This is a genomic window from Labrys sp. F242, from assembly GCF_057813875.1.
The window spans coordinates 1,171,946-1,189,547 of sequence record NZ_JBVASG010000001.1 but is presented as its reverse complement, the minus strand read 5'-3'; the positions used below and the strand labels follow the sequence as shown (position 1 = coordinate 1,189,547).

16 protein-coding genes are annotated in these 17,602 nt (G+C 62.7%); 5 read left to right on the top strand and 11 right to left on the bottom strand.

Annotation, left to right across the window (positions count from 1 at the left end; all coding sequences use genetic code 11):
* Positions 1–136 precede the first annotated feature (136 nt).
* From ACZYTC_RS05495 to ACZYTC_RS05485, 3 genes are all read right to left on the bottom strand, one after another.
* Positions 137–1,066, bottom strand: coding sequence for a sugar ABC transporter substrate-binding protein (locus ACZYTC_RS05495; protein ID WP_434957021.1), 930 nt, complete (start codon positions 1,064–1,066; stop codon positions 137–139).
* 178 nt (positions 1,067–1,244) lie between these two features.
* Positions 1,245–2,075 carry a TIM barrel protein gene (locus ACZYTC_RS05490; protein WP_434957022.1) on the bottom strand — a complete coding sequence of 277 codons (831 nt, stop codon included), beginning with the start codon at positions 2,073–2,075 and terminating at the stop codon, positions 1,245–1,247.
* A 291-nt stretch (positions 2,076–2,366) separates the two neighbouring features.
* Entirely contained in the window at positions 2,367–3,392 is a 1,026-nt protein-coding gene (locus ACZYTC_RS05485; protein ID WP_441772301.1) for a LacI family DNA-binding transcriptional regulator, read from the bottom strand.
* Between the two features lie 155 nt (positions 3,393–3,547).
* Here ACZYTC_RS05485 and ACZYTC_RS05480 point away from each other — a divergent pair, with 155 nt between their 5' ends.
* Genes ACZYTC_RS05480 through ACZYTC_RS05465 form a run of 4 tightly spaced genes read left to right on the top strand, consistent with a single transcriptional unit; the run spans position 3,548 to position 7,113 of the window.
* On the top strand, positions 3,548–4,663 hold the full coding sequence (locus ACZYTC_RS05480; RefSeq protein ID WP_441772302.1) for a fatty acid desaturase family protein: 1,116 nt from the start codon (positions 3,548–3,550) through the stop codon (positions 4,661–4,663).
* A 36-nt stretch (positions 4,664–4,699) separates the two neighbouring features.
* Complete coding sequence (locus tag ACZYTC_RS05475) at positions 4,700–5,014, top strand: MocE family 2Fe-2S type ferredoxin (protein WP_434957025.1); 315 nt, start codon at positions 4,700–4,702, stop codon at positions 5,012–5,014.
* 16 nt (positions 5,015–5,030) lie between these two features.
* On the top strand, positions 5,031–6,254 hold the full coding sequence (locus ACZYTC_RS05470; RefSeq protein WP_488989092.1) for an NAD(P)/FAD-dependent oxidoreductase: 1,224 nt from the start codon (positions 5,031–5,033) through the stop codon (positions 6,252–6,254).
* A gap of 52 nt (positions 6,255–6,306) precedes the next feature.
* A complete protein-coding gene (locus ACZYTC_RS05465) occupies positions 6,307–7,113 on the top strand; it encodes a 3-methyl-2-oxobutanoate hydroxymethyltransferase (protein WP_454814455.1) in 807 nt (268 codons plus the stop codon).
* 255 nt (positions 7,114–7,368) lie between these two features.
* Here the strand turns inward: ACZYTC_RS05465 and ACZYTC_RS05460 are convergent, their stop codons facing one another.
* The 6 genes from ACZYTC_RS05460 to ACZYTC_RS05435 all read right to left on the bottom strand — a co-directional run bounded on the left by ACZYTC_RS05460 (position 7,369) and on the right by ACZYTC_RS05435 (position 13,842).
* A complete protein-coding gene (locus tag ACZYTC_RS05460) occupies positions 7,369–8,409 on the bottom strand; it encodes a Gfo/Idh/MocA family protein (protein ID WP_488989981.1) in 1,041 nt (346 codons plus the stop codon).
* A 123-nt stretch (positions 8,410–8,532) separates the two neighbouring features.
* Positions 8,533–9,318 (bottom strand): ThuA domain-containing protein, encoded by a 786-nt coding sequence (locus ACZYTC_RS05455; protein ID WP_434957028.1) that lies wholly within the window; start codon positions 9,316–9,318, stop codon positions 8,533–8,535.
* 204 nt (positions 9,319–9,522) lie between these two features.
* Positions 9,523–10,614 carry an ABC transporter ATP-binding protein gene (locus tag ACZYTC_RS05450; RefSeq protein ID WP_488989091.1) on the bottom strand — a complete coding sequence of 364 codons (1,092 nt, stop codon included), beginning with the start codon at positions 10,612–10,614 and terminating at the stop codon, positions 9,523–9,525.
* A gap of 4 nt (positions 10,615–10,618) precedes the next feature.
* Entirely contained in the window at positions 10,619–11,440 is an 822-nt protein-coding gene (locus ACZYTC_RS05445) for a carbohydrate ABC transporter permease (RefSeq protein WP_434957030.1), read from the bottom strand.
* Positions 11,437–12,363 (bottom strand): carbohydrate ABC transporter permease, encoded by a 927-nt coding sequence (locus ACZYTC_RS05440; protein ID WP_434957031.1) that lies wholly within the window; start codon positions 12,361–12,363, stop codon positions 11,437–11,439. Before ACZYTC_RS05440 ends, ACZYTC_RS05445 begins: the two co-directional genes overlap by 4 nt.
* Positions 12,364–12,582: 219 nt before the next feature.
* On the bottom strand, positions 12,583–13,842 hold the full coding sequence (locus ACZYTC_RS05435) for an ABC transporter substrate-binding protein (RefSeq protein WP_434957032.1): 1,260 nt from the start codon (positions 13,840–13,842) through the stop codon (positions 12,583–12,585).
* 564 nt (positions 13,843–14,406) lie between these two features.
* Between ACZYTC_RS05435 and ACZYTC_RS05430 the strand changes: the two genes are divergently transcribed.
* The gene (locus ACZYTC_RS05430) at positions 14,407–15,423 is read left to right on the top strand and encodes a substrate-binding domain-containing protein (protein WP_434957033.1); all 1,017 of its coding nucleotides are present in this window, start codon (positions 14,407–14,409) and stop codon (positions 15,421–15,423) included.
* Here ACZYTC_RS05430 and ACZYTC_RS05425 read toward each other — a convergent pair whose 3' ends face one another.
* Entirely contained in the window at positions 15,424–16,317 is an 894-nt protein-coding gene (locus ACZYTC_RS05425; protein WP_488989090.1) for a DMT family transporter, read from the bottom strand.
* A 264-nt stretch (positions 16,318–16,581) separates the two neighbouring features.
* Complete coding sequence (locus ACZYTC_RS05420; RefSeq protein WP_441772305.1) at positions 16,582–17,229, bottom strand: cyclic nucleotide-binding domain-containing protein; 648 nt, start codon at positions 17,227–17,229, stop codon at positions 16,582–16,584.
* Positions 17,230–17,602 lie beyond the last annotated feature (373 nt).

Genomic DNA, 17,602 nt, shown 5'->3' with positions numbered 1-17,602 from the left:
TTCCCCTCTGCCAGCGCCATGCTGCCGACGTGCGTTCTGGTCGCCCGAAGCTTGGCTCCGGACCTGCGGCCAGACAGGCGGTGAACATTTCCAGGTCCCTCCGGCATCGACCGGAGGGACTTTGGCGCGATTGCGCTCAGTTCTTCTTGAGGTACTTGTCCATATTGGCAGGCGTCACGAGTTCAAAGGGCACCCACACCATCGGATCGGCGATCTTCTCGCCCTTGGCCAGCTTGAGCGCGGTATCGACGGCGCCCTTGCCCTGTCCTTCGGCATTCTGGAAGACGGTGACTTGGAGATCGCCATCCTTCATCGCGCCGAGGCCGTCCTGCGTCGCGTCCACACCACCGACGATGGTCTTGCCGCCGGCAATCCCTGCCTGCTTCAGCGCCTGAATGGCGCCGATCGCCATTTCGTCATTGTTGGAAACCACGGCCGCCGGCTTGATGCCCGAGGTGATCCAATTGGTCATCAGATCGATGGCCGCGGTCCGGTCCCAATTGGCCGTCTGCTTCTGCAGGATCTTGATGCCGGTGCAGGGTTCCTTGGCGATGACGTCCTCGACGTCCTGCGTGCGCTGGCGGGCCGCTTGGTTCGACAATTCGCCCATGATCACCACGATGTCGCCCTTGCCGCCCATCAGCTTGCAGATCTCCTGCATCTCGAGTGTGCCGGACTGGGCCTCGTCGGAGCCAACGAAGGCGACCTTCTCAGGCAGCTTGGTATCGGACGGCATGCGGTTGACGAACACCAGGGGAATACCCGCCTCGGTGGCGAGCTTGGTCATCTGCGGGGTGGCATCGGTATCGACGGGATTGACGATGATCGCGTCAACCTTCTGGGCGATGAAGTTCTGAATCTGGCTGAGCTGCTTGTTGACGTCGTTCTGGCCGTCCTCGACCTGCAGCTTCACGCTCGGCAGCGTCTTGGCGTAGTCCGTCATGCCATTGCGCAGCACGGTGAGGAAATTGTCGTCGAACTTGGCCATGCTGACGCCCACGCTCTGGGCGGACGCCGTGCCACACAGCAAAGCCGTCGCGGCGAGGGCAAAAAGGGTCCGTTTCATCGTGTCTCCTCCCTGGGTCGGATGTCCGGCAGCACCCGTCATTTTCCGGATAATCCCCTTGCGGGGAATTGGTAGACCGTCAAAACACCTTGCGATTTGCTGGAATCATCCAGAATTACAAAGGCCCGTAGAAACAAAGGCTTGGAGCAAAACGCGTTCATGCTCGAACGCGTTTTGCTCAGGACATCAACCCTGCCGCGATCAGAGCCATGCTCGCGGCGATGCGATCCTGGATCTGCCCGGCATCCATTTTCTGTATGCTTTCGGCGAAAGGCTCGAAGGAGAGCGCACCGGTATAGCCGCCGGCGCGCAGCGCCTTGATCTGAGCGATATTGCCCAGACGATCGTCCGCCCCGACAAGGCCGCGATGGCTGTCCCGCATCTCCTCCACCGCTACGGACGTGTCATCCACGCCGGAGATATGGACCAGCCCAGTGCGGTTCGGGAACAATGCCGCCTCACCGGCAAGATGATGATGGAACGTATCATGCACCAGTTTGAAGGTCCGCGCACCATCGACCGTATCGATACCGGCGACCGCTTCCGATTTCAGGCGCAAGGAGCAGATTTCGAAGCCGAGCGGTTCGACGAGACCGCTCAGCCCGCGTGACGACAGGATCGGCTTGAGCGCCTCCAATGCCTCGATCAAATTGGGAAGGCGCTCGCCATCGCCGCACCCGTCACCGTCATTGCGCGGCACCAGCACGAGGGCCTTGGCGCCTGCACCGGCCGCATAATCGGCAAGCTCTTCCGCTTCCGATGCCCGCGCCGCGGTCCACTCGTTGAAGCGTTGCAGGGCATTGATCGACAGGATTTCGACACCGGCTCGCCGCGCTTCCTCCCGCATCGAAACCGCGGATGTCCCATCGAGTATGGCGTTGCCGGCGAGATCGTTGCGGATCTCGACCTCGGCGATCCCCAGATTGCGGGCGAGCGCGAAGAATTCCGCAGGCCGCAGCTTCGGCGCGGTCATATGGTTGAGAGCGAAGGATTCGGCTCCGCCTGTCATGAAACACTCCTTGCAGGCGCAAGCGCCTGATTTCCAACCTCGCCAGCGCCGGTTTCCGACGCCATGTGCTTTCCGGTACCTGTCATCAAAATAGAATGATTGGACCGTTTTTGATCTTAATTGGAATTAATATTCTATTTTTGCACTGCCCTGTCAAGTGCGCATTTCTTTTGCGCGCTCGCTCGCGCGCGCTGCACCATCGGTCGCCGGGATCGCGCGCACCATTGCTGTTGGCCGGGCCCGGCAACGTGCCCGGCCGCGCTCCGCAAGGCCGAGCAGGCGTCAAACGTTTTAGATATTTTCGGGAAGATAGAGATTGAAGGGCAGGAAAATCTGTCCGGCTCCTTCCACGCTGCCCGTAAGGCAGGCCTGCGCCATGACGCGGATGAGTTCCACGGGCAGTTGCGGCAGCGGTGTCGCGATGACGAAGGAAATCACCTCTTCGCTCAAGGCCAGGCGCGAGCCCGGCGTCAGCTCGGGGCAAACCGCCACCAGCCCTTCCGCCTTTTCCTCGCGCAAGGCGGCAATCACGCCCTCCATGCCGCCGCCGGCCACATAGAGCCCCGCCAGATCCGGATGCCGCCTGATCAGGCCGAAGGTCGCCTCATGGGCGATGCTCGGTTCCTCGAGATTGACACGGCTGTCCAGCACCTCGAAATCGGGCGCATGCTCGCGGAAATAGCTGCGCAGCCCGATTTCCCTGAGTTCATGGCCGTGGAAACGATGGCTGCCGAGAATGATGCCGACCTTGCCGGGTCGGCGTGCCGTCCGCGCGATCAGCCAGCCAGCGGTGCGTCCTGCCTTGCGATTGTCGAGGCCAACATAAGCCGCCCGATGTTCGGCGGCGAAATCGGACAGCAAGGCGAAGACTGGCACGTTGCGGGCCTTTAATTCGGCGACGGCCACGGTGATCTGGGGATGGTCCACCGACACGACGGCCAAGGCCTGGCACCGTTCACCCAACCGGTGCATCCGCTCGGCCACCACGGCCGGCGAGGTGTCGCCATGATGCTCGATGATGGCGGAGATGCGATAGCCGGGCGCCGAAGCGGCCGCTTCGGCGATGGATTGGGCCAGCAAGCTGTAGAAGGGAGACTCGGATTTGAGCAGCAGGAAGCCGAGCCGCAAATGCGGCGTATCGCGATCGAGGCGCTGCTGGATCAGCCCAGCGGCGTAGTAGCCGAGTGCCTTGGCCGCCTCAGCCACGCGCCGGGCTGTTTCCGGCCGGACCGGAAGCCTGCCGTTTAGTACACGGTCAACGGTTGCGGGACTGACACCCGCCTCCCTCGCGACATCCTGGATCGTGGGCCTTGCCATGGCTGTCTCTGATGGAATTACATCATGATGATAGTCGTTTTGACGTGTTTTGATAGAAACTGTCAACCGCCCATTGAGCCCCGCACCGGTGCGACATAGCATCGATGTCAAGGATGAGGCCTGATCGGAACCGGGCCGGACAAGGGAGCTCCGCAATGATGCCGACCCGGCGCGACTACAGTCTGATCGGGCGCGATGCCCAGGCCGCCGTCGAGAGTGGCCTGGCCGCCGCCGAATGGTATCGGTGCGATATTCCCCGCAAGCGCATGAAGGAACTCATGCAGCGCAAGGATGCTCCGGCGATCCGCGACACCGCCCTATGGCTGGCCGGGCTGTTGGTGAGCGGCCTTGCCGCCGGAGTGCTGCGGGGAAGCTGGTGGTGCGTGCCGTTCTTCGCACTTTACGGCATTCTCTACGGTTCGGCTTCGGACTCACGCTGGCACGAATGCGGGCATGGCACCGCCTTCCGTACGCGCTGGATGAATGATGTGATCTATCACATCGCCTGCTTCATGATCATGCGCGAGCCGACGATCTGGCGCTGGAGCCATACCCGACACCACACCGATACCATCATCGTCGGCCGCGACCCCGAGATCGCCGCCATGCGGCCGCCGGCACTGCTGCGCCTCGTCTCGAATGTCTTCGCGATCTCCTCGACCTGGGCTGCTCTCAAAAGCCTCGCCCTGCATGCCACCGGCAGGCTCAGCGAGGAGGAAGAGACCTTCGTGCCGGAGATGGAGCGCGGCAAGGTCTATCTGGTCGCCCGCATCTGGCTCGCCATCCATGCCGCTACCGTCGCACTCTCGCTAGCACTGCAATCCTGGCTGCCGATGATGTTCGTGGGTGTGCTGCCTACCATGTATGGTGGCTGGCTCACCCTCTATTTCGGGCTGACGCAGCATGCGGGCCTGGCCGAGAACGTGCTCGACCACCGCCTCAACTCGCGCACCGTCTACATGAACCCGTTTTTCCGCTTCGTGTACTGGAACATGAATTATCACGTCGAGCATCACATGTTCCCGATGGTGCCCTATCACGCGCTCCCGGAACTGCATAAGGCCATGCTTGCCGACACGCCCACGCCCTACCGCAACACGATCGCGGCCTATCGCGAGATCATCCCGGCCCTGTTTCGACAGAGGAGGGATCCCGAATATTTCGTGCGCCGCGTGCTCCCTGCAAGCGCCCAGCCCTATCGCCCCGACCTGCATGGCGAGGTGGTCACGCCCGACGACCCGCGTGCCCGTTTCGCCGGCCAGCACCACTGACAGACACAAGACGCAAAATCACATCGGGAGGAAAAAATGAGCACCTGGATCGACGCCTGCGATAGCGAGGATATCGAGCAGGAAGATGTGCTGCGCTTCGATCATGCCGGCCGCACCTACGCACTTTATCGCAGCCCGGACGATGAATATTTCGCGACGGACGGGCTGTGCACCCATGAACAGATCCACCTCGCCGACGGCCTGGTGATGGACGACATCATCGAATGCCCCAAGCACAATGGGCGCTTCAACTACAAGACCGGAGAGGCCAAGGGCGCCCCCGTCTGCATCAACCTGAAGACCTATGCCGTCCGGCTCGCCGACGGCAAGGTCCAGATCCAGCTCGGTTGATCCGATGCAACCGGGCATGGTCATCGTCGGCGCCGGCGAGGCGGGCGCCAGGGCCGCCTTCGCCCTTCGCGAGAACGGCTGGGCAGGCTCCATCACCCTGATCGGGGACGAAGTCCACGCCCCCTATGAGCGTCCGCCCTTGTCGAAGGCGACGCTGCTGGACGAAGCCGGCCCTTCCCCGCGCTATATCGTGGCGGAAGAGCGCTTCGAGGCCGATGCCATCGTCCATCTGGCCAAGCGCACCGTCGCAACGATCGAGCGGGACAGGCGGCTGGTTCGGCTCGATGACGGCAATGCCCTCACCTATGAAAAGCTGCTCCTTGCCACCGGCGCAGCGCCACGCCGGCTGCCCCTGGCTGGCGCGAACAGGCCCGGATGCGTGACGCTGCGGCGCTTCGAGGATGCCCTGCATCTGAGGGAACGTTTTCGTCCGGGTGCGGAAATCGTCATCATCGGCGGCGGCTTCATCGGGCTGGAACTCGCTGCCAGCGCCCGCCAGCGCGGCGCGGCGGTCACCATCATCGAGGCACTTCCACGGCTGCTCAGTCGGGGGGTGCCCGCCGATATCGCCGAGGTCGTGCAAGAGCGCCATCGAGCGGCAGGCTGCACGCTGCTGTGCGGCGAAGGCATCTCCGCCATCGAGGAGGAGCCAGACGGCCTCGCCGTCCGCCTCACCAGCGGAAAACTGGTGCTCGCCGACCTCGTCGTTCTCGGCGTCGGTGCTTCACCCAGCACAATGCTGGCTGAGGCGGCAGGCCTTGTCGTCGACAACGGCATCGCCGTCGACGCCAGGCTCCGGACAAGCGACGAAGCCATCTTCGCGGCCGGCGATTGCTGTTCTTTTCCCCTGCCCGTCTATGGCGGACGGCGCGTGCGTCTGGAATCCTGGCGCAACGCCCAGGAGCAAGGCGCGCATGCCGCCCGCACCATGCTGGGCGAAGACGTCGCCTTTGACGCCGTTCCCTGGTTCTGGTCGGATCAGTATGACCTATCCCTGCAGGTCGCCGGACTGGTCGACGAGGGGCGCCATACCATTCGCCGAGACGGTGCGGACGGTTCCTTCATCCTCTGCCATCTCGACGATGGCGGACGCCTGGTCGCCGCCAGTGGCATCGGCCCCGGCAATGCCATCGCCAGGGATATCCGGCTTTGCGAGATGCTGATTGCCAGGCGCGCGCACCCGGACAGGGACAAGCTCACCGATCCCAACACCCGCCTCAAATCCCTTCTCGCTGCCTGATCCGTCCTGCGCCTCGACGATGCGATCTTGCCGCAGCCCCCTGGAGACCGTCATGGCCCGCCTTCGTCCCACCGTCGCCGACCTGCTTGCGCTTCGCGGCAAGAAGCAGATCGCCAAACTGAGAGTCACCACACTGGAAGAGGCCGAGGCGGCCGAGCGCGCCGGCATCGGCATGCTCTCGGTTCCCCCCAAGCTGATCGCCGAGCCCGCTTTCCGTGATGCGGCACCGACGGCCTTTGCGGTGACCGGGCTGGAACATGGCCACTACGTCAGCGCGGAAGACTATCTGCGGGCCGCCTTCCTTGCCAGGCAGCAGAGTTCAGACGCCGTCTATTGCGCCGCCAGCCTTGCCACCATCCGGCGGCTTCGCGACGAAGGCATTCCCGTAGTGAGCCATGTCGGCCTGATCCCCTCGCATCGGACCTGGACCGGCGGCTTCAAGGCTGTCGGCAAGACCTTCGAGACGGCCTGGCAGGTCTGGCAGCAGACCAAGGCTCTCGAGGAAGCCGGTGCTTTTGCGGCGGAGATCGAAGTGGTGCCGGTGGAGGTCGCCGCGGCCATCGGCCGCCGGACCAGCCTGTTCATGATCTCCATGGGTGCCGGCGGAGGATGCGATGCGCAATACCTGTTCGCAGACGATGTGCTCGGTGTCCATGACGGGCATTATCCGCGTCATGCCAAGGTCTATCGCAATTTCCGCGCTGAATATGAGCGCCTGCAAAAGGAACGCATCGCGGCATTTTCCGAATACAATGCCGACGTCGCCAATGGTGCCTTCCCGGCGCCGAACCAGGTCGTCGGCATTGCCGGCGAGGAACTCGAGCGCTTCCTGAAGGCGCTCGACGCCGACGCGGCCTGATCGCAGGCACTGTGAGGCCGCTCCCGGGGACGCAGGCGTCTCGCCCATGGGCGCTAACTTTGCGGCCAGAGGCGCAGGTAGCGGGAGGGTCGATCTCCACAGCTCCATCAATTGATGGAGCGAGATCGACCACCTTTGTCCTCTATCTGGCTCGACATTTCCAAGATGGTCGATCTGGAGATCGACCCTCCAATCTGGTGCCACCACCCAAAGTTAGCGCCTATGGGCGTCTCGCCCCCCGCACCCGAAAAACGATCAGGCGATCGGTGGGGCCGAGGCGATATCCGTGTCGAAGCAGCGATCGATCACGCGTTGCAGATTGGCGGCGTGGCGGAAGCTGGGTTCGGCGTTCTCTCCGCTCTGCACCGCCGCGATGAAGCGCTGGTAATTGGTCTTCACCGGATCGGCGTGCAAATCGCGCCAGGCCTGGGTGTGGATGCCGTCCCCGGTGCAGATGCGCAGGCTGGTGAAGGGGCCGTGATTGATCTCGATCGCGCCCTTGGTGCCGAAGACACTGAGCTTCAGCGTGTTGGCATAACCAGTCATGAAACGGCTGGTATGGATCACGCCCAGCGCGCCATTTTCGAAACGCACCGACATCACCGCGCTGTCATTGGCATCGAGCGGATAGTCGCCGATCCGGTCGCCCGATGCCTTATGGAAAGTCGCGAGTTGCGCCTGCAACGCGACCGGCGTCATGCTCACGGCATAGCTGGCGAAATCCAGGATGTGGATGCCGACATCGCCCAGCACGCCCTTGGAGCCATGCTCCTCCGACAGACGCCAGAGCCAGCGGGGCTCGGTCGACCAGTCACCCCAGTGATTGCCCACCAGCCAGCTCTGGCGATAGGAGGCCTCGACATGGCGAACCTCGCCGATCTCGCCGCGCGCAATGATGCCGTGGGCCGCCTGCAGCGCCGGCACATCCCGATAGGACAGGTTGACCATGGCAATCAGGCCGGCGGCCTCGGCCGCCGTCGACATCTCGTCGGCCTGCGGGAAGGTTTCGGCCAGCGGTTTCTCGCACAGGACATGCTTGCCCGCGAGGATCAGCTTCATCGTGGTGGGATGGTGAAACCTGTCGGGCGTGACATTGGCTACGGCATCGAAGCCGCCCCAGGCGATCGCCTCGTCGAGATCGCCGAAGGAGTGCGGGATGCCATGCTCGTCGCTGAACTGGCGCGCCCTCGCATCATCGATGTCGACGCCCGCCACCACCTCGGCATCGGGAGAGGCCTGGAAGTGCCGGGCGTGATTGGCCGCCATATTGCCGGTGCCGAGCACGAGAATGCGGATCTTGGACATGGAATGATCTCGGGAGCGCGGACATCCCGTCCGCTCTTGGAAACGTCAGGCGCGATCAGGAAGTGCGGACATCGCGACGTGCAAGCATGTCGCCGAGATGTCCGCGCTCCAAATTCACCGGAAGCCTTCTTCACCATCCTCGTGGAGCCGCGGCCCCTTCACTTCCAGAGGCACGGGCGCCTTGTCATGCGGCGTGTTGGGCGCTTCGTTGACTCGCTTCCAGGCCGTCGCGGGATTGAAAGCCCATTTCACCGCGTTGCCGAGCACCTTGCGCACGGTGGCGTTGTGGTAAGTCGGATAGGCCTCGTGGCCCGGACGGAAGTAGAAGATCTTGCCGGCGCCGCGCTGATAGGTCAGCCCCGAGCGGAAGACTTCGCCGCCTTCGAACCAGGAGATGAACAGCGTTTCCATCGGCTCGGGCACGGTGAAGGGCTCGCCATACATCTCTTCATGCTCGATCTCGAAATATTCCGGCAGGCCTTCGGCGATCGGATGGTTCTTGTTCAGCACCCACAGCCGCTCGACTTCCCCGGCCTCGCGCCAGGACAGCGCGCAGGGCGTGCCCATGAGCTGCTTGAAGATCTTGGAAAAATGGCCCGAATGCAGAACGATCAGGCCCATGCCCTCCCAGACGCGCTCCTGCACGCGCTTGACGATCTCGTCCTTGACCTCGCCGTGGGCAGTGTGGCCCCACCACAGCAGAACGTCGGTATTCTTGAGCTTCTCGACGGTCAGGCCATGCTCGGGCTCGTCGAGAGTCGCGGTACCGACACTGATGCCGCCGGCCTCCTCCAGCGCCGCCGCTACCTCGCCATGGATGCCCTTGGGATAGAGCTGGCGCACCAGGGCGTTGGTCTGCTCATGCCGGTTCTCGTTCCAGACGAGTGCGCGGATAGTCATGTCGGGTTTCCTTTGCCGTCAACGGCGATTCAAAGCGCTTTAATAAAAATCTCTGCCACATCCTGGGGCATGATTGAAGGTGGGATCTGAGGATATTTTCAGGTCCGGCGAAGCTCGCCGGGACCGATGCTCGTTGCACCGGTGGCGGGCGGCTACGCGAAGGGTTCCCGAAGGACGCCCCTGGTGCCGTCCGCCGAGATCGTTCTAGGCCTGGAGCCGCCGCAGGGCCGCCCCGTCGGCCTTGAAGACATGCGACAGTTCCCCCGGCACGCCGATATTCACCTTGGTCGCGGCGACCACGGGTGCGTCCCCGGCATGGCGCAATGTCACCAGCCTGCCGTCCGCCGTGCGCACATATAGGAAATGGCTTTCGCCGAGTTCCTCGACCACTTCGACATCGCCGGTGAACGAGGCCTCCCCGCCGGCTTCCTGCAGATGTTCGGGCCGGATGCCGAGCTTCACCTTGTCGCCGGCGCGCACGCCGTTGCCGTCGACCTTGACCACCACGCTGCCCCCGCCTGGCAAGGCGACTTTCACGCCGGAGGCGTCGGCCGCCTGCACCTCGGTATCGATGAAATTCATCTGCGGCGAACCGATGAAGCCGGCGACGAACAAATTGTGCGGGTTGTGGTAGAGTTCCAGTGGCGCGCCGACCTGCTCGACATTGCCCGCGTTCAGCACCACGATCTTGTCGGCCAGCGTCATGGCCTCCACCTGGTCATGGGTGACATAGACCATGGTGGCGCCCATCTGCTTGTGTAGCTTGGCGATGGAAATGCGCATCTGCACGCGCAGCGCCGCATCGAGGTTGGAGAGCGGCTCGTCGAACAGGAAGACCTTGGGGTTGCGCACGATGGCGCGGCCGATGGCGACGCGCTGGCGCTGGCCGCCGGACAGCTGCTTGGGCAGGCGCTCGAGCAGCGGCGTCAGTTCCAGGATCTTCGCTGCCTCGCGCACCTTCTGGTCGATGGTCTGCGTATCGGTCTTCGCCAGTTCCAGGCCGAAGGCCATGTTCTGATAGACGTTCATGTGCGGATAGAGCGCATAGGACTGGAACACCATCGAGATGCCGCGATCCTTGGGGGTCTTGTCGTTCACGCGCTGTCCGTCGATCAGGAGGTCGCCGGACGTGATGTCCTCCAATCCGGCGATCAGGCGCAGCAAGGTCGACTTGCCGCAGCCCGACGGACCGACGAAGACCACGAAGTCCCTGTCTTCGATGTCCAGGTTGACGCCATGCAGGGTCTCGATCCGGCCAAAGGCCTTGCGGATATTCTTGAGTGTCACACTCGCCATTTGCTTAACCCTTGACGGCGCCAGCGGTGAGACCCGCGACGATCTTGCGTTGGAAGATGAGGACGAGGACGATGAGGGGCAGCGTCACGATGACCGAGCCGGCCATGATGTTGCCCCAGGGCAGTTCCTGCTGGCTGGCGCCGCTCATCGAGGCGATCGCCACCGGCACGGTGCGGTTGTCGGGCGAGAAGGTCAGCGCGAACAGGAATTCGTTCCAGGCCGCGATGAAGGCGAGCAGGCCCGTCGTCACCATGGCCGGCCACATCAGCGGCATGAACACGCGGCGTACCACCGTCCAGGGGCTGGCGCCGTCGACGAAAGCCGCTTCTTCCAGTTCCCGCGGCAGTTCCTTCATGAAGGTGGTGAGCACCCATACGGTGAAGGGCAGCGTCAGGATCAGGTTGGAAAGCACCAGCGCCGGCATGGTGTTGTAGAGGCCGAAGGCGCGCACAACCTCATACATGCCCGACAGCACCGCGACCTGTGGGAACATCGACACGGCCAGGATGGTCATCAAGAGGAGGCCCCTGCCCTTGAAGTGGACCCGGCCCAGCGCATAGGCGGCCGTCACCCCCAAAAAGAGCGAGATCAGCACCACCGTGACGGCGACGAGGATCGAGTTCCAGATGTTCCAGGCAAAGGGCTGCTGCTCGAACACGCCGACATAATTGGAGAAGTCCAGACTGTCGGGCAGCAGCGAGGTCGAGAACAAAGCCTGGCCCGTACGCATCGAGGTGATGATGGCGTAGTAGAACGGAAAAACGGCGTAGAGGACGATGACGACGACCAGCAGCCAGAATCCGATGGGTTTGAGGACCTTGGTCATCGCGTTGCATCCTCCGAAACACGCACCTTACCCACGGTCATAGCCAGCACGGTGATGATGCCGATCACCAGGAACAGCAGCGTCGCCGCTGCCGAGCCGAGCCCCGTCTTGGCGAAGTCGACCAGTTGCAGCCGGGCAAAGCCCGACATCGAGATGGTGTCCCGGCTACCCGAGGTCAGCACATAGATCAGGTCGAAGATGCGCAACGCATCGAGGGCGCGGAAGACCACAGCCACCATCAGGGCCGGGCGGATCAGCGGCAGCGTCACCTTGAAGAACACCTTCACGGGGTGGATGCCGTCGACCTTGGCCGCCTCATAGCAGTCGGATGGCATCATCTGCAGTGCAGCCAGGATCAGCAGGGCCATGAAGGGCGTCGTTTTCCAGACATCCACCATGATCACGGCCCACATCGCTGTCTGCGAATTGGCGGTCCAGGCGACCGGGCTCGAAATGATGTGCAGGCTGAGCAGGATGTGATTGAGAATGCCGAACTGGTCGTTGAGCATCCACAGCCACATCTTGGCCGAGACGATGGTCGGAATGGCCCAGGGGATCAGCACCGCGGCACGTACGAAGGCGCGCCCCTTGAAATTGGCGTTCAGCACCAGCGCGACGATGGTTCCGAGCACCGTCTCCAGGGCCACGGATACCAGCGAGAACCACACCGTGTTCCAGACCGAAAGCCACCACACCTTGTTGGCGAGCAGGCCGATCCAGCGCCCGTCGACATTGGCCAGATAGTTCGAGAAGCCGACGATCTTGTAATTGCCGGGACTGCTCAGCTTGGCATCGGTGAAGCCGAACCAGATGGTGCGCAGCAGCGGCCATCCGGCGACGACAGCCAGCACGACCAGCATGGGCAACAGGAACAGCCATGCCGACCGAACCCTTGTCCGTGTCAGTTCTGATTGACTTGCCATTGGGGACTCCCAGAGGGAAGCAGGAAGAGTTGGCCAGCGGATGCGCCACCACCCAAGTCGAAATTCTTGAAGTCGGAGCGCATGAAGTCGAGATGCGACCTGCCAATAGCCACGCCCACGGGGTCAGGACCCAGGCTTCGGCCATGCGGCTGGAGAGGGAAGGAAGGAAGAAGAAAGAGCGCCGCGAACCGAGGGTTCGCGGCGCAGTCGGGGAGGATGTTACCAGCCCGAGCCCTTGATATTGGCGAGTTCGCCGTCAAGGTCCTCGAGAGCCGTCTCTGCTTTCGCCTTGCCGGACAGCACGCTGGCAATCGCGTTCCAGAAGGCATTCGAAACTTCGTTGTAATTGGCGCCGGTGATCTTGGAGGGACGGGCGACCGCGCTAGTGAAGGTCGCTTTCAGGTCGCCGAAGAACGGTACGGCCTTGAGCACGTCCGGGTCCTCGTAGAGGCTGGCGATGGTGGGATTGTAGCTGCCTTCGATGGCGCGGCGTTTCTGCTCCTCCTTCGAGGTCAGATAGACGGCGAGGTCGGCGGCAAGATCCGCCTTCTTGGAATATTTGGAGACGGCGAGTTGCCACCCGCCGAGCGTACCCGTGTTCTTGCCGTCGGCACCGCCCTTGGGCAGGGCCACGACCCCGATCTTGCCCTTGACCGGGCTGTCGGCGCCATTGCCCAACGACCAGGCGTAGGGCCAGTTGCGCATGAAGGCGGCGTTGCCCGACTGGAACACGCCACGCGCTTCCTCCTCGCCGTAATTGAGCACGCCATCCGGCGCAATCTTGCCGATCCAGGAGGAGGCCAGCGTTACCGCTTCCGCCGCCTTGGGATTGTTGATGGTGATCTTGCCTTCCGCATCGACGATGGTGCCGCCGCCGTAGGAGTCGATCCATTCCAACGCATCGCAGGTCAGACCCTCATAGGCCTTGCCCTGGAACACGAAGCCCCAGAATTTGTCGTTGCCGCCCTTGCGCTCTCCCTCCTGAACCTTGGCCGCGGCCTCGGTCATTTCCTGCCAGGTGGTTGGCGGCTTCAGCCCGTTCTTCTCCAGAAGATCCTTGCGATAGTAGAGCACGCCCGCATCGGTGAACCACGGCATGGCGACGAGCTTGCCGCCCACCGTGTTGTTGTCGATGATCGCGGGGAAATGCTCCTTCTCGGCACCCTTGGTGTAGGGGCTGAGATCAATGAAGTGATTGGCGAGAATGCCGGGCCAGATCACGTCGATCTGGAAGACGTCGATGTCGCTCGCACCAGCCGACAGCAGCTGCTGATAGAGCGCCAGCCTTTCATTGGTATCGTTGGGGGTCGAGACGATCTTGACGGTATTGCCGGTCTTCTTGGCCCAGGCTTCCGCGCCGCTCTTGCACAGGGCCAATTCCTGGCCGACTGCGCCGCAGGAAATCGCGACTTCGGCAGCGCTGGCAAAGCTCGTGAGAGCGATAGAGGCAGTCGCGGCCAAGGCCCAACGCATGAACATGCGGTCTTCCTCCCTTTAATGTGCCGCAGCTGCCTCCTCTATGGCAGGTCAGCATAGGCAACCGACATTTCCTCGTTCGAGGTCTCTTTTAGCAGAGCTTCTATAATCTACTTCAAAGCGCTTTGAATTCTAATTCCGACAAAAGTCTGCCTTTGTCAAGGCAACCACATGGCAAAACTGCGTAACAACTGGGGCGCCCGAACAGATCCTCCGAAAGTGGCATGCTCCATTGAAATATTTTGATTGAAATTCAATGCCGCTGATGTTTTTTGAGCGAATGCGTGAGAAACTTGTGAATTTCCCAACAAATACGGCGGTTATGCTACCTATTTGACGGAAAAGAACTAAGCTGACTCAGAAAAAATAATAGAAAGCGTTGGCCCAAAGCGCTTTAATGAACAGATGCGGTCTCATCGCTGCTTGCGGCTGGGGGAATTGCCTAGAAGGGTGCGCAGTATCGCGAGCTATTCGCTGTGCCCGACGGATATTTCTCTCCGATCCCCGGCAAAACGGGTCCGCTTCTGTTCATCGAGAGAAACGAGAAGGCCTGGAAGGAACGTTGCGGTGAACTTGAAGGAACTGTCACAGCATCTGGGTCTGTCCCAGACGACTGTCAGCCGCGCGCTCAACGGCTTTCCGGAAGTTGGCGAGGCGACGCGCAAGCGCGTGCTGGAGGCGGCCGAGACCTACCAATATCGTCCCAATGCCAGCGCACGCAAACTCGCGACCGGTCGCGCGGGGGCGATCGGCATCGTGTTTTCGTCCGAACGCAACATGCTGCTCGATCCGATCTTCACCGATTTTCTCGCCGGCGTCGCCACCCAATGCTCTCGATCCGACAATGACGTGCTGGTCTCTTCCGCCCAGGGCGACGAGGCCGGCACCTATCGACGCCTCGCGCGCGTCCGGTCGGTCGACGCCGTGCTGCTGTCTTCCCCGACGATCGACGATACGCGCATCGCATTGCTGCAGCGGCTGGGCATGCCCCTGGTCATGCATGGACGCACACAGACCGGCCTGCATTATCCCCATCTCGACATCGACAATGAGGGGGCCTTTCACAAGGCCACCACGCTGCTGATCGATCTGGGGCACCGGCGCATCGGCCTGCTCAACGAAAACCTGCGGTTCACCTTCGCTACGCATCGTTCGCAAGGCTGGCGCCGAGCGTTGACCGCCCGGGGGCTCACCGCCTCTCCGGAACTCGAAGGCGGCGCCCGCATGACTGAGGAGAACGGCTACCGCATGGCCCGCGGCCTGTTCGAGCTATCAGACCCGCCGACGGCCCTGCTCTGCTCGTCGATCTTTCTCGCCCTCGGGGCCATGCGGGCGGCCCGGGAGACAGGCCGGGTCGTCGGCAAGAACCTGTCGCTGATCGCCCATGATGACGGCCTCGACGCCATCCGGCCGGAGACACTGACGCCAGCCCTCACCACCACTTTCTCCTCGATCCATGCCGCCGGAATCCGGGTGGCCGAGATCGCCATGGCCTTGGCCAACAGCGCCAATCCCGCCGCCATCGCGGAGATCTGGCCTGTCGATCTCGTCTTCCGCGGCTCCACCGTGCCGCCCGCGCCCTGATTACTCGGCCGGCGCGGATACAGCAGCTCGATCACGATAGAAGACGAACAATCCGCTGCCGATGATGATGCAATTGCCGATGACGATCGGCAGCGTCGGCACATCGCGCCAGACGATCCAGCCCATCAAAGTGGCCCATACCATGGCCGAATACTGGAACGGGGCGAGCAAGGCAGCCGGCGCCATGGCCAGCGCGCGGGTGATGCATACGAAGCACACCATGGCGACGATGCCGACGAGGAACATCAGGGCAAGATCGAACCAGCCTGGCGTAACCCAGGCGAACGGTATCGTAGCCGCGCCGATGACGCCCGCCCCGGCGAACTGCCAGACCACGAGGGAAAGCCAATGCGTGCGCCGCAACTGCCGCGTCACGGTGACCGCCAGGCCGAACATGACGGCGCCGATGAGAGCGATGGGCGAGGCCGAGGAGAACAGTTCCGCCGAAGGCTGGAGCGCCACGAGAACGCCGATGAAGCCGGCGATGACCGCTCCCCAGCGGAACGGCTCCACCCTTTCGCCGAGTAGGGGAACCGACAAGGCGGTGATGATCAGGGGTGCCGCCATGTAGAAGGTCATGACGTCGGCGAGCGGCATGCTGCGCGTGGCGAAATAGAAGCAGTAGGTGTCGCCGGCCATGCACAGGATGCGCAGGATCTGGAGCCGCCACTGGCCGAAATCGAAGAGATCGACCTTCAGGTGCCAGACCATCGGCACGAGGACGATGGCCGCGCCCACCGAGCGCAGCAGCAACAGCTGGCCGACGGAATAGTCGGCAACCAGCCATTTGCCGAGGGCATCGTTCAGGGCGAAAAAGAACACGCCGGTGAGAAAGAGCGCGATGCCCATGCCGACGCTCGCGGCCCCGATACCGGCCTGGCGGGGGGAAGTCATTTCGGTTTCGTTTCCTGCCGGAACAAGGCGCGTTCGGCGATGAATGCGCTTTGCCCAATTCTTGGTTCGAGTTCTTTGGTTCGAAGCGTCTTTGCGAGTCTTACCGAGTCCGTCAATTCGCAAAGCGTTCCAGGCAAACATGGCATGGAGTTTGAAGCGGTCCGGAAGTCGGCCGGGCGTCGCCCCATCCGCCCCGAACGGTCATTTGTCGTACCAATATCCGGACATTGCGGAAAGAGGCAATCTTTCGAGCCCGTAGGGAAATCAGGCGGCCGTCATCTTCGCCGCCATGTCCGAGGCGAGCAAGCCGTCGAGCGCGACCTTGATCAGGGGGCGGCGCATCCGCAAGGCGTTGAGGGCTGCAACCGGCCATTCGACATAACAGGCGCCTGGCTCGACCGTCACAGTGGCCGAGGCCGGCTGGCGACGCAGGAAGCCGACCTCGCCGATGAAGGACTGCGGCCCGATGACCAGATTGCGGCCAGCCTTCTCCACATGGGACCGCCCGTCGAGCACATAATAGACCTTCTCGACCGCTTCCCCCTGGCGCAGGAGGGTGTGGCCATCCTCGCTGCGTCGCCAAAGACCGATCTTCATCAAGGATCGGAACTCGCCCGGCGACAGGCCGCCCAGGGCAGCAAACAGCCGTCGCTCTTCGGCGCTCAGACGAAACTGGGTGCGAGCAAAAACCAGCCTGGCCATCATCAGAAGATTCACGCCCAGATTGACCACGGTCCAGAACAGCGCATCCCACAGCATGATCTCGGGAACGACCAGGTAATAGAGAATGTAGAGCAGGGTCGAGACCACGAGGAGGGCACGCAAGACCAGCTGGTCGCGGCAGGTCAGCGCCGCAACGGCAATGAGGGCGGCGGCATGGATCAGGCCGAGCCGGACAATTTCGAAGAACATTTCAGCACCAGGGAGGGAAGACCGGATGCAGTGTCACGCCGCCATCCGCGGCATCCACATGGTGCGCTCAGCGCAAAAATGCTGTGCGCCCTCGCACGGGTCGGCCGATGTGGCCCCAACCCGGAGCCGACTCGCGCCCATGCAAGGCGCATCGGCTCTAGAACCCCGATAACCGCCTGGTTGCCATTGCGAGTTTGTCGGCTGGCCTCGAATACGGCGACGCCCTCGCCCGGCGCGCTGCTCTGGATGCGCTGATGGGAAACCCTCCGCCATAGTCCGCATGGTTTTGTCGGTTTCGGCAGTGGCGGGCACCTCTCCGAGATGACATCCCCCTCTTGTCGCGCGCCATCGACATAACCACGCAATGTCCATG